The organism is Streptomyces sp. NPDC001530 (assembly GCF_042894545.1).
GTDB lineage: Bacteria > Actinomycetota > Actinomycetes > Streptomycetales > Streptomycetaceae > Streptomyces.
The window spans coordinates 38,126-50,129 of the sequence record NZ_JBIAVS010000028.1 but is presented as its reverse complement, the minus strand read 5'-3'; the positions used below and the strand labels follow the sequence as shown (position 1 = coordinate 50,129).

Genomic DNA, 12,004 nt, shown 5'->3' with positions numbered 1-12,004 from the left:
GGCCCACCTGCTCTCCGTGCGGCGTGCGGAGGATGGTCAGCCGAGGGTGCCGAGCATCTGCCCCATCGCGGCGACCACCGACGGCTCCACCCGGTAGTACACCCAGGTGCCACGCCGCTCGGAGGTGAGCAGCCCGGCTTCCTTGAGCTTCTTCAGGTGGTGGGAGACGGTCGGCTGGGAGACGCCGACGTCGGAGATGTCGCACACGCACGCCTCGCCGCCCTCGTGCGAGGCGACCAGCGAGAACAGCCGCAGCCGAACCGGATCGCCGAGCGCCTTGAACATCCGGGCGGTCCTCTCGGCCTCGTCGGCTGTCAACGGTCGCTCGGCCAGCGGAGGACAGCAGGGCACAACGGCCTCGGGGACCTCGGGCTCCAGCAGCGGCAGCGCCTCCGTATTCGACATGCATCTATGTTGACACACGTCGAAGCAGTGGGGCGAGCGTGAGGCGGTCCCTGGTTCGCCATGGCCCGCGCGTCACGTCCCCGACCCGGCCCAGCCCGCGGCCTGCTGCACGAGCCCGGTCAGGGCCACACCAGGCAGTACGGCTGATGCCCCGCCTCATGCAACCGATGGCTGAAGTCCTGCCACTCGTGCAGCAGCTGGTAGACGTTGAAGGCGTCCCGGGGGCCGCCCCGGTCCGGCACCGTGGACCAGATGAAGGCGGCGGCGCCGACCGCTTCCTCGCCGATGCCGCGGAGGGGGTCCACGACGGTCATGGGGAGCTTGACGACGGCGTAGTCGGGGTGGAGGACGACCAGCTCGAGCGGGGGCACCTTGTGGAGGGGGACGCCCTCGATGCCGGTGAGGACCATCGCGGCCATCGTTTCCGGCTTGATCTTGGTGAACATGCCGTTCATGCCGAGCTCGTCGCCGCCGAGTTCCTCGGGGCGCATCGAGATCGGGACGCGGGCCGCCGTCGCTCCGTCCGGCGCGCCGAAGTATTTGTACGTCACCCCCACCCGGCCACCATTCCCGCTCCCCGCCCGCAGCCGGTCGACCGTGCGGTCGAGCCGCTCGGGCTCACCCTGCGATCCCTGTACCTGTCCGGCCCGGGTCTCGGCCGCTTCCTCCGCCTCGCGCCGGTGCCTTCCCCGCCGGGCACGCCGAGGACCGAGGTCATCGGTCCCCTCGCCCAGTCCGCCACCGCGATGCATATCTCCACCCGACTGCTTTTCTAAGGCGCGCGACCCCCGCCACGCAACCCGATCATCGTGACAGTGACCTCCCCCACGGCCGCACGCCGAAACGTGCGCTGAAACACCTGCCCGCAGGATCTTCGCGACCTCTGAACACCATGAATCATGTGAGCTGTCCGTACGAAGCCCCAGTTTCGCAGATGGCCGGGGGGCCGCGCCCGGTTGTCGTACCGGGCATCGGCCCACGGCGTTCCGCGATGGCCGGGATCTTCCCTACGTGGAGCCGTACGTCGAGCGGCGATCCTACGTTCACCGCTCCCGCGCTCTTCCACCCGCGGTGCCCCGCTCTTCCGCTCACGGCCGCCCGGAGCCGCTGGCCTACCCTGAGGAGGTCACTAGCCCCCGGAGTCGGAGACGTCGCAGGTCATGACCGAACTGCCTTATCCCTACGAAGCCCCAGCCTCGCAGTCTCTATTCGACCGTGCGGCGGCCGTCACACCCGGCGGCGTGAACTCTCCCGTACGCGCCTTCCGCGCCGTGGGCGGTACGCCCCGGTTCATGGTGTCCGGTACCGGTCCCTACCTGACCGATGCCGATGGCCGCGAATACGTCGACCTCGTCTGTTCCTGGGGGCCGATGATCCTCGGGCACTCCCACCCCGAGGTCATCGCCGCCGTCCAGGAGGCCGTCTCCCGCGGTACGTCCTTCGGCACGCCCGGCGAGGGCGAGGTCGCCCTGGCCGAGGAGATCGTCGCGCGCGTCGAGCCCGTCGAGCAGGTCCGGCTCGTCTCCAGCGGCACCGAGGCGACCATGTCCGCCATCCGTCTCGCCCGCGGGTTCACACAGCGGTCGAAGGTGATCAAGTTCGCCGGCTGCTACCACGGCCATGTGGACTCGCTGCTCGCCGCGGCGGGCAGCGGCGTGGCGACCTTCGCGCTGCCCGACACCCCCGGCGTCACCGGGGCCCAGGCCGGCGACACCATCGTCCTTCCCTACAACGACCTCGAAGCCGTGAACGCCGCCTTCCACGCGCACCCCGGCGAGATCGCCTGTGTGATCACCGAGGCCTCGCCCGGCAACATGGGTGTCGTGCCGCCCGCGCCCGGGTTCAACCAGGGGCTCAAGGACGCCTGCGCCAAGAACGGCGCCCTGTTCATCTCGGACGAGGTCATGACCGGCTTCCGCACCAGCAAGGCCGGTTGGTACGGGATTGATGGGGTACGTCCGGATCTCATGACCTTCGGCAAGGTCATGGGCGGTGGCTTCCCGGCCGCGGCCTTCGGTGGCCGCGCCGACGTCATGGCGCACCTCGCGCCCGCCGGGCCGGTCTACCAGGCGGGCACGCTCTCGGGTAACCCCGTCGCGACCGCCGCCGGGCTCGCCCAGCTGCGGCTGCTCGACGACGCGGCGTACGACAAGGTCGACGCGGTGTCGGAGCAGATCCGGACGCTGGTGACCGAGGCGCTGACCAAGGAGGGCGTGGCGCACCGGCTGCAGAACGCCTCCAACATGTTCTCCGTGTTCTTCACGGGGCGTCAGGTGCGCGACTACGAGGGCGCCAAGGGGCAGGAGTCCTTCCGCTACACCGCGTTCTTCCACTCGATGCTGGCGCAGGGCGTGTATCTGCCGCCGTCCTCCTTCGAGTCGTGGTTCGTGTCGACGGCCCACGACGAGCAGGCGGTTCAGCGGATCGCCGACGCCCTTCCGGCGGCGGCGCGGGCAGCGGCGGAGGCCACGGCATGAGTGATCACATCGACAACAGCGACATCACGGTCGTACACCTCATGCGGCACGGCGAGGTCGCCAACCCGGACGGGGTGCTGTACGGACGGCTGCCCGGGTACCACCTGTCCGAGCTCGGGCGGCAGATGGCCGACCGGGTCGCAGAGCACCTCGCCTCGCGCGATGTCACCCATGTCGTCTCCTCGCCGCTGGAGCGGGCGCAGGAGACGGCCACCCCGATCGCCAAGGCGCACGGGCTGGACCTGGCGACCGACGCGCGGCTCATCGAGGCCGACAACGTCTTCCAGGGCAAGACGTTCGGCGTCGGCGACGGCGCGCTGCGCCGGCCGGCGAACTGGAAGCACCTCGTCAACCCGTTCAAGCCGTCCTGGGGCGAGCCGTACGTCGATCAGGTCGTCCGGATGATGGGGGCGCTGGACGCCGCCAAGGACGCCGCCCGCGGGCATGAAGCGGTGCTGGTCAGCCATCAGTTGCCGATCTGGATCGTGCGCAGCTATGTGGAGAAGCGGCGGCTGTGGCACGACCCGCGCAAGCGGCAGTGCACGCTGGCGTCCCTGACGACCTTCACCTACCAGGGCGACAAGATCGTGTCCGTGGGCTACAGCGAGCCCGCCCGCGATCTCGTCCCGGCCCATCTCCTCGCGGGCGCCAAGCCGGTGAAGGGGAAGGACAAGGCGTTCGGGGCCTGACCGGCATCGAAGACGCGACGGGCGGTTCGTACGGCTCCCCGCATGGCGTACGCCCCGTCACAAAGCGTATGGAGTCATGCCATATGAGCGCATCTTCGTAAATTCATATAAATAAGCGCGAGTTTGACGGAACCTCCAACTTCATCGGGCCCTCTCATTGGGTGCCAGCTGGGAGCCAGCTGAGAGGGCGCGATGAAATGGGGACCGTATGCGGGACTTCAGCCGGAGGGGAATGATCGGCCTCGGGGCAGGTGCCGCGGCTGCGCTGGGACTCGCCGCGTGCGGTACCGGCACCGTTGGGCACCAAGACGCCGCGAGCCGGGGCGGCGGTTCCCGCAGTGGGCAGCCCGGCGCGCCGAAGCACCCCGCGCGTCCCATCGGCGACGGCTCCACCGCCTACACCGGCAAGCAGCCGAACCAGCCCAAGCGGCCCGAGCCGCTGGAGCCCGGCGAGACCCCTCCGCAGTTCGTGGTCTTCTCCTGGGACGGCGCCGGAGAGGTCGGGACCGGACTCTTCTCCCGCTTTCTCGAACTCGCCAAAGACCACGACGCGCACATGACGTTCTTTCTCTCCGGGCTGTATCTGCTGCCCGAGTCGAAAAAGCGCATGTACTTGCCGCCCAATAACCCCCGGGGCGCCTCGGACATCGGTTATCTCAGCGACGACCACGTCAAGTCGACGCTGAAGCTCGTCCGTCATGCCTGGCTCGACGGGCATGAGATCGGCACGCACTTCAACGGGCACTTCTGCGCCGGCTCCGGCTCGGTCGCCAACTGGACGTCCGCGCAGTGGCGCAGCGAGATCGACCAGGCGAAGACCTTCGTGAAGGAGTGGCGGACCAACACCGGCTGGACCGATCTGCCCCCGCTGCCCTTCGACTACGAGAAGGAGCTCATCGGCGGCCGCACCCCGTGTCTGCTCGGCCAGAACAACCTGCTGCCCACCGCCAAGGAGCTCGGCTGGCGCTACGACGCCTCCTCGCCCGGCGGCCGCCAGCGCTGGCCGCAGAAGAACCAGGGCCTGTGGGACCTGCCGCTGCAGGCGATGCCCTTCCCAGGGCACTCCTTCGAGGTGCTCTCGATGGACTACAACATCCTCGCCAACCAGTCGATCAGCACGACCCGGGCGCCCTCCTACAACTACCCGGGCTGGCGCACCCAGGCGACCCACTCCTATATCGCCGGGTTCAAGCGGGCATACGAGACAAATCGCGCACCGTTCTTCATCGGCAACCACTTCGAGGAGTGGAACGGCGGCATCTACATGGACGCCGTGGAAGCAGCGTTCAAGCACATCGCGCGCGAGAAGGAGAAGGGCGCCGACGTACGCCTCGTCTCCTTCCGGCAGTTCGTGGACTGGCTGGACGTGCAGAAGCCCGAGGTGCTGGCGAAGCTCCAGTCGCTGGACGTGGGGCAGCAGCCTGCCGGCGGCTGGAAGTCCTACCTGGGGGGACAGGCCGCCTGAAATGCTGGGGAGACAGGCCGCCTGAAATGCGGGTTTCGGCCCGCAAGGGGGGTGCGGAAGATCCCCGAAACGGGCATGCGAAACTTTTCACATGAGTGCCGCCTGCCGTGCCGACCAGCACCCGAACCGCACCCGTAGCCGCGCCGCCCTGCTCACCGCCGGGGCCGCCGTCGCCGCGCTCGTCCTGTCCGCGTGTGGTTCCGGGGGCACCTCCGGGGGAGCGGGCAACACCAACTTCGTCGCAGGCAAGAACGGTGTCGACACCGCGGCCAAGGGGGAGCGGGCCGCCATCCCCGACCTCTCCGGCAAGACCATCGACGGCCAGCAGCTCGACGTCCGCGACTACAAGGGCAAGGTCGTCGTCCTCAACGTCTGGGGATCCTGGTGCGGGCCCTGCCGGGCCGAGGCCAAGAACCTGGAGCGGGTGTACCAGGACACCAAGGACCAGGGCGTGCAGTTCGTCGGCATCAACACCCGCGACACCAGCACCGGTCCGGCCCAGGCCTTCGAGAAGGAACAGGGCATCACCTACCCGAGCCTGTACGACCCCACGGGCAAGCTGATGCTCCGCTTCAAGAAGGGCACGCTGAACCCGCAGCTGATCCCCTCCACGCTCATCATCGACCGCGACGGCAAGGTTGCCGCCCGGACGCTCCAGGCACTCAGCGAAGACAGCCTGCGCAAGATGCTCGACCCCGTCCTCGCGGAGAAGTGACCTGACGTGTCCCTCCTCGCCATGACCCTGGCCGAGTCCACCGGCCGGAACGAGACGGTCTACAGCGGTGCCCTGCTGGTCGCCCTGCCGATCGCCGTCCTCGGCGGACTCGTCTCCTTCTTCTCGCCGTGCGTGCTGCCGCTGGTGCCGGGCTATCTGTCGTACGTCACCGGAGTCAGCGGCACCGACCTGGCGGAGGCCAGACGGGGGCGTATGGCCGCGGGCGCGGGCCTGTTCGTCCTCGGCTTCACCGCCGTGTTCGTGTCGGGCGGGGCACTCTTCGGATACTTCGGCTCGACCCTGCACCAGCACCAGGAGACGCTGTCCAAGGTGCTCGGCGGGATCATGATCCTCATGGGTGTCTTCTTCATGGGGATGATGCCCTGGCTCACCCAGCGCGAATTCCGCTTCCACAAGCGGCCGGTGGCCGGTCTGGTGGGCGCGCCCCTGCTCGGCGCGCTCTTCGGGATCGGCTGGACCCCCTGCATCGGCCCGACCCTCGCCTCCGTGCAGGGCCTCGCGATGAATGAGGCGAGCGCCGGCCGAGGGGCCATACTGACCGTCGCGTACTGCCTCGGTCTCGGCATTCCCTTCGTCCTCGCCGCGATCGCCTTCCGCAAGGCGCTCGGCGCCTTCGGCTGGGTCAAGCGCCACTACACATGGGTGATGCGGATCGGCGGCAGCATGATGATCGTGACCGGCCTGCTTCTGCTCACCGGTGCGTGGGACAGCATCGTGCAGCAGATGCAAACCTGGTCCGACGGCTTCACGGTAGGGATCTGACCCATGAGCACCACTGACACCGGCAAGACGACGGATCCGGCGGCCGCCGGGCAGGGCGCCGACGGCGACCTCGGCGAAGCCGGATCCCAACTCTCCACGGCTCCGGTGGAAACGGTCATGCCCGGCTCGTTCGGCGGGGTGCGGGGGCCCGGTGCCGCCGGGTGGCTGGCGTGGACCGGTCGGGAGACCCTCGGCTGGGCCCGCTGGTTCTGGCGGCAGCTGACGTCCATGCGGGTCGCGCTGATCCTGCTGTTCCTGCTGTCGCTCGGGGCCATTCCCGGGTCGCTGATCCCGCAGTCCGGGACCGACGCGCAGAAGGTGCAGGACTTCAAGGACGCGCACAGCGTGCTGGGTCCGATCTACGACAAGCTCGGGCTGTTCCACGTCTACAGCTCGGTGTGGTTCTCGGCGATCTACATCCTGCTCTTCGTCTCGCTCATCGGCTGCATCGTGCCCCGCACCTGGCAGTTCGTCGGGCAGCTGCGCGGCCGTCCGCCGGGCGCGCCGAAGCGGCTGACCCGGCTGCCCGCATACGCGACCTGGCGCACCGACGCCGGGCCGGAGCAGGTCCGCGAGGCCGCCCTCAAGGTGCTCAAGCAGCGCCGCTTCCGCGCGCACCTCGACGGCAACGCCGTCGCCGCGGAGAAGGGCTACCTCCGCGAGACCGGCAACCTGCTCTTCCACATCGCGCTGATCGTGATGCTCGTCGCCTTCGCCTGGGGCCAGCTCTTCAAGTCCGAGGGCAACAAGCTGATCGTCGAGGGTGGCGGCTTCTCCAACACGCTGTCGCAGTACGACGACTTCAAGTCGGGCAATCTCTTCAGCAACGACGACCTCACGTCGTTCAGCTTCAACCTCAAGAAGTTCACCGCCACGTACGAGCGGACCGGGCCCAACAAGGGCACCCCGCGCACCTTCCAGGCGGACATCACCTACAGCGTGGGCGCCTACGGCAAGGAGAAGAAGACCACCGTCAGGGTCAACGAGCCGCTGAAGATCGGCGACTCGAAGGTCTATCTCGTCAGCCACGGCTACGCGCCCGTCGTCACCGTCCGCGACGGCAAGGGCAACGTCGTCTTCCAGGAGGCCGTGCCGATGCTGCCGCTCGACGCGAACGTCACCTCGCAGGGCGCGATCAAGGTCATGGACGGCTACAAGAACGCGCAGGGCCGCAGCGAACAGCTCGGCTTCTCCGCCTTCTTCGTGCCGACCTTCGCGGGGGCGGGCAAGGGCGACATGTTCTCCCGGTTCCCCGCGCTCGACTTCCCCGTGCTCGCGCTGTCCGGCTTCCACGGCAGCCTGGGGGTCAACTCGGGCATCCCGCAGAACGTGTACCAACTCGACACCTCCCAGATGGAGCAGTTCAAGGACGCGAAGGGCAACATCGTCAAGAAGCGGTTGCTGCCCGGCGAGACCATGAAGCTGCCGAACGGCGCCGGCTCGATCACCTTCGAGAAGGGCATCAAGGAGTGGGCCGGCTTCCAGGTCACTCAGCAGCCCGGCAGTGACTGGGCGCTGATCGGGGCCTTCGCCGCGATCTTCGGCCTCGCCGGGTCGCTGTTCATCCAGCGCCGCCGCGTCTGGGTGCGGGCCACCACGGGCGCCGACGGTGTCACCGTCGTCGAGATGGCGGGCCTTGGCCGCAGCGAGTCCGCGAAGCTCCCCGAGGAACTCGGCGACCTGGCCGCGCTCGTGCACGAACAGGCGCCAACGAAGACCGACGAACCCGACCCCGACGTCGAACCCCCCGTACCTGCCGAAGGGGCTGAGAAGTGACTCTCGCCACCGCCACCAACGAACACCTCGCCAATATCAGCAACACGCTGATCTACTCCGCGATGGCCGTCTACACCCTGGCCTTCTTCGCGTACATCGCCGAATGGCTCTTCGGCAGTCGCAGCAAGGTGGCCCGCACGGCCGCCGCGCTCACCGAGAAGACCGAGAAGGCCCAGGCGGCTCCCGCGGTCACCGTGAAGAAGGCGGGCGGCACCACCGTCCTGGAGCGGCCGCAGGTCGTCACCCGGTCCGCGGTCGGCTCCCGTGACGTGCCCGATGGGCCCGGTGCGCACGGCGGGGACGAGCAGGGCGACCTTTACGGGCGTATCGCCGTGTCCCTCACCGTGCTCGCCTGGGCGATCGAGGCGACCGGGGTGGTCTCCCGCGCTCTGTCGGTGCGGCGGGCGCCGTGGGGCAACATGTACGAGTTCAACATCACCTTCTCCACCGTGGCCGTCGGTGTGTTCCTCGTGCTCCTCGTGCTGAAGAAGAACGTCCGCTGGCTCGGGCTCCCCCTGGTCACCACGGTCCTCCTCGATCTCGGTCTCGCCGTCACTGTCTTGTACACCGCGAGCGACCAATTGGTTCCCGCTCTGCACTCGTACTGGCTGTACATCCACGTCTCGACCGCGATCATCTGCGGCGCCGTCTTCTACGTGGGCGCTGTCGGCACGCTGCTCTACCTCTTCAAGGACTCGTACGAGAACAAGCTCGCCAGTGGCGGCAAGCCCGGCCGTTTCGCCACCTCCGTCATGGAGCGGCTGCCCGCCTCGGCCTCGCTCGACAAGTTCTCCTACCGCGTGAACGCCGCCGTCTTCCCGCTGTGGACGTTCACGATCATCGCGGGCGCGATCTGGGCGGGCGACGCCTGGGGCCGCTACTGGGGCTGGGACCCCAAGGAGACCTGGGCGTTCATCACCTGGGTCGCGTACGCCTGCTACCTGCATGCCCGTGCGACGGCCGGCTGGAAGGGCCGCAAGGCCGCCTACATCGCACTGATCGCCTTCGGCTGCTGGCTGTTCAACTACTACGGGGTCAACATCTTCGTCTCCGGCAAGCACTCCTACGCCGGGGTCTGAGCCACACGTACGACCTCGAAGGCCGGTTCCGGGTGATGTGAGTCACCGGAACCGGCCTTCGTCGTGCGGACAGGTGGATGGTGTGGATACGACTCTGCGGAAACGCGTCCGCGCGGGGGACCATGACGCCTTCGGCGAGGTCTTCGACGCGTACGCGCGCTCCGTCTACAACCACGCCTACCGGCTCACGGGGGACTGGGCGCAGGCCGAGGACGTGGTCTCGCTGACTTTCCTGGACGCCTGGCGCCTGCGCGACAAGCTCGACGAGGAGGGCGGCTCGCTGCGGCCCTGGCTGCTCGGCATCGCCACCAACGTCACGCGCAACACGCGCCGGGCGGCGCGAAGACACGCCGCCGCCGTCGCCCGGCTGCCGCGCGACGAGGTCGAGCGCGACTTCGCCGACGAGATCGCCGTGCGCCTCGACGACGCCGCGCAGCTGGAAAAGGCGGGCCGGCGGCCCTGAGTGGTTAAGGGGAAGCCAGTGGCCCTGAGTGGTTAAAGGGCAGGTCAGCGGCCCTAAGGGGTGCGGAACCCGCGCTCAGGGGCCACGCTGGTGTCATGACCCAACCCACCCAGCCCGCCGAACCCGCTCAGCCCGCTCAGCCCATCGAAGAGGGCACCACCGAGACCCGGGGTGACGCGCAGGTCGTGCACTACCTGCTGCGCCTCCCCCAGCCTGTGGAGCAGGTCTGGACGGCGCTGGCCACCGCCGAAGGCCTGCGGGGGTGGCTGGACGTCGCAGAGGTGTTCGAGTCGCGGCTGGGTGGTGCGGTCACCCTGCGCGGGCTGGGCAGCGGCCGGATCACCGCCTGGGACGTGGAGCGGGTCGCCGAGTACACGGTGGAGGGGCGGGGGAAGGTCCGGTTCCATCTGGAGCACGGGGCGCCGGACGGCACCGGCACCACGGTCCGCTTCACCCACGAGTTCGAGGGGGAGCGGGAGCCGGGGTGGCGGGCCCGCTTCGAGCGGCTGCTCCGGATGCTCGAAGACCTCGAAGACCCAGACCTCGAAGACCTCGAAGACGTCGGGGACTAGGCCCTGTCTAGGACGGCGGCAGGCACTCCTGCGCCGGCGGCTTCCCCTCCGGCCAGGCGAGCTTCACGAAGCGTGAACGGCTGTCGGGGGTCAGTTCCACGATCGGTACGGCCTTGTCGTACGGATTGCCGTGGGCGTCCAGGCAGATCCACCCGCTCGCCCCGTTGACCCGCAGCTGCCTGCCCTTCACCTGCGGCCACTGGAGGCCGACGTCCGCGAGCGCCGGGATCTTCCCGGTCGGCGACGCCCCGCGGATGCCGTGCACGGCGAGCCGCATCGCGTCGTACGCGATGATCAGCTGGCCGTCGTCCAGGGCGACCTTGCCGACCGGGCCGACCGGTTCCCGCCCGGCGCTGTCCAGCAGCGCCTGGAGCACCCGGGCGTCGGCCGCGCTGCCGCCGGTCCTCGCGGTGTCCTTCAGCCAGGAGGCCGGGTGGGCGAGGGCCGTGTACCGCACGGACAGCTTGGGGTCCTTGAGGGCGCGCGGGTCGAGGTCCTTGTCGCCGGCCAGATACGAGCCCTCGTCGCCGGTGAGCACGGTGTAGCGGCGGTCGACGCAGCCACGGGCGCCCAACGCGTTGATGAACTGCCGCAGTTGGGTGTGCCGGGCCGCGAACAGGATGGTGTCCGTGCTCTTCGGCGTGGTGCACAGAATGGTGGTGATCTGCGCGAAGACGTTGGCGGTGCTGCCCTCCTTGCTGCGGTCGGCGGGCGGGGTGAACGGCTGCGCCTCGTAGCGCGAGCCCTTGAGCATCTTCTCGAAGGACTTCTGCAGCGTGCGCGTGTACGGGTCGCCCGTCCTGTCGTAGACCAGGAAGGCGTTGGCGGCCGAGACCTGGGCGAAGGAGGCGAGGGCGCGGGCCTCGTCGGTGTTGGTGGGGGAGACGCGGGCGAGCCCGGGGAAGGGGTCCTTGCCGCCCTGGCCGTTGGCGAGGTCGTCGGCCGTGATCGAGCTGCCTATCACCGGGATGCCGCGCCGGGTCAGCTCCTTGACGGCCTTCTTGTTGTTGTCGGTGCTCAGGCCGACGCCGGTCACCGCGCGCAGCCGGTCGGAGCCCTTCGTCATGCGCTCCAGCTGGTCGACGGTCTGCTCCCAATGCGCGCCGGTGGCCCCGGGGTTGGCCAGCACGAGGCGGATCTTGGGCTTCAGGCCGTTGGTGTCGTGGTTGGCCTGGTACTGGGCCAGATAGGCGCCCTGGAGTTCGTGCAGCACATCGCCCAGGTTGTCGGCGTCGGTCGCGGTGAAGGGTTCGAGCAGCGCGACGGTGACGTAACTGCCGGGCTTGAGGCGGTGGTTCTCGCGGTAGATCGCCCGTACCGTCTCGGCGAACTGGGGACGGCCGAAGGCGTACGTCGTCGACGAGACGCCCACGCACTCCTCGCTGTCCTTCGGCTGGACGACCCCCGGGGCGCAGGAGCGGTCCTCCTTGGTGGCCGTCATGCCACCCCACACGCCGAGGGCCGCGAGGGCGGCCGCGAGCGTCAGCGCGACATATCGGCGGAAGCGTATCTCCCAGACGTCCTCGCGCAGCCACGTCCACACACGCGCCATCACCGGTCTCCGTCCTCGCACGACCGCG

At 69.0% G+C, this 12,004-nt stretch carries 11 protein-coding genes and 1 pseudogene; 9 read left to right on the top strand and 3 right to left on the bottom strand.

What is annotated here, in order from left to right:
- Window positions 1-36: 36 nt before the first annotated feature.
- Window positions 37-405 (bottom strand): ArsR/SmtB family transcription factor, encoded by a 369-nt coding sequence (locus tag ACFY0T_RS42090; protein WP_388883528.1) that lies wholly within the window; start codon window positions 403-405, stop codon window positions 37-39.
- A gap of 119 nt (window positions 406-524) precedes the next feature.
- A complete protein-coding gene (locus ACFY0T_RS42085) occupies window positions 525-1,157 on the bottom strand; it encodes a hypothetical protein (protein ID WP_388883526.1) in 633 nt (210 codons plus the stop codon).
- Window positions 1,158-1,565: 408 nt separating this feature from the next.
- On the opposite strand from ACFY0T_RS42085, the gene hemL reads away from it, so the two are divergent.
- The 9 genes and pseudogenes from hemL to ACFY0T_RS42040 all read left to right on the top strand — a co-directional run bounded on the left by hemL (window position 1,566) and on the right by ACFY0T_RS42040 (window position 10,424).
- Window positions 1,566-2,882, top strand: coding sequence for a glutamate-1-semialdehyde 2,1-aminomutase (gene hemL, locus ACFY0T_RS42080; protein ID WP_388883524.1), 1,317 nt, complete (start codon window positions 1,566-1,568; stop codon window positions 2,880-2,882).
- Entirely contained in the window at window positions 2,879-3,571 is a 693-nt protein-coding gene (locus ACFY0T_RS42075) for a histidine phosphatase family protein (protein ID WP_388883522.1), read from the top strand. Before hemL ends, ACFY0T_RS42075 begins: the two co-directional genes overlap by 4 nt.
- Before the next feature lie 208 nt (window positions 3,572-3,779).
- Window positions 3,780-5,036 carry a hypothetical protein gene (locus tag ACFY0T_RS42070; RefSeq protein WP_388883520.1) on the top strand — a complete coding sequence of 419 codons (1,257 nt, stop codon included), beginning with the start codon at window positions 3,780-3,782 and terminating at the stop codon, window positions 5,034-5,036.
- Between the two features lie 91 nt (window positions 5,037-5,127).
- Window positions 5,128-5,751, top strand: a complete 624-nt coding sequence (locus tag ACFY0T_RS42065; RefSeq protein ID WP_388883518.1) for a TlpA family protein disulfide reductase — start codon at window positions 5,128-5,130, stop codon at window positions 5,749-5,751.
- 21 nt (window positions 5,752-5,772) lie between these two features.
- Complete coding sequence (locus ACFY0T_RS42060; protein WP_388883616.1) at window positions 5,773-6,534, top strand: cytochrome c biogenesis CcdA family protein; 762 nt, start codon at window positions 5,773-5,775, stop codon at window positions 6,532-6,534.
- 3 nt (window positions 6,535-6,537) lie between these two features.
- Complete coding sequence (locus tag ACFY0T_RS42055) at window positions 6,538-8,310, top strand: cytochrome c biogenesis protein ResB (protein ID WP_388883516.1); 1,773 nt, start codon at window positions 6,538-6,540, stop codon at window positions 8,308-8,310.
- Complete coding sequence (gene ccsB / locus ACFY0T_RS42050; protein ID WP_388883514.1) at window positions 8,307-9,389, top strand: c-type cytochrome biogenesis protein CcsB; 1,083 nt, start codon at window positions 8,307-8,309, stop codon at window positions 9,387-9,389. Before ACFY0T_RS42055 ends, ccsB begins: the two co-directional genes overlap by 4 nt.
- Before the next feature lie 94 nt (window positions 9,390-9,483).
- Window positions 9,484-9,828 (top strand): annotated as a pseudogene (locus ACFY0T_RS42045) (RNA polymerase sigma factor); the annotation flags it as partial.
- A gap of 119 nt (window positions 9,829-9,947) precedes the next feature.
- Complete coding sequence (locus tag ACFY0T_RS42040) at window positions 9,948-10,424, top strand: SRPBCC domain-containing protein (RefSeq protein ID WP_388883512.1); 477 nt, start codon at window positions 9,948-9,950, stop codon at window positions 10,422-10,424.
- A gap of 7 nt (window positions 10,425-10,431) precedes the next feature.
- Here the strand turns inward: ACFY0T_RS42040 and ACFY0T_RS42035 are convergent, their stop codons facing one another.
- Window positions 10,432-11,976 carry an ABC transporter substrate-binding protein gene (locus ACFY0T_RS42035; RefSeq protein WP_388883511.1) on the bottom strand — a complete coding sequence of 515 codons (1,545 nt, stop codon included), beginning with the start codon at window positions 11,974-11,976 and terminating at the stop codon, window positions 10,432-10,434.
- Window positions 11,977-12,004: the final 28 nt, after the last annotated feature.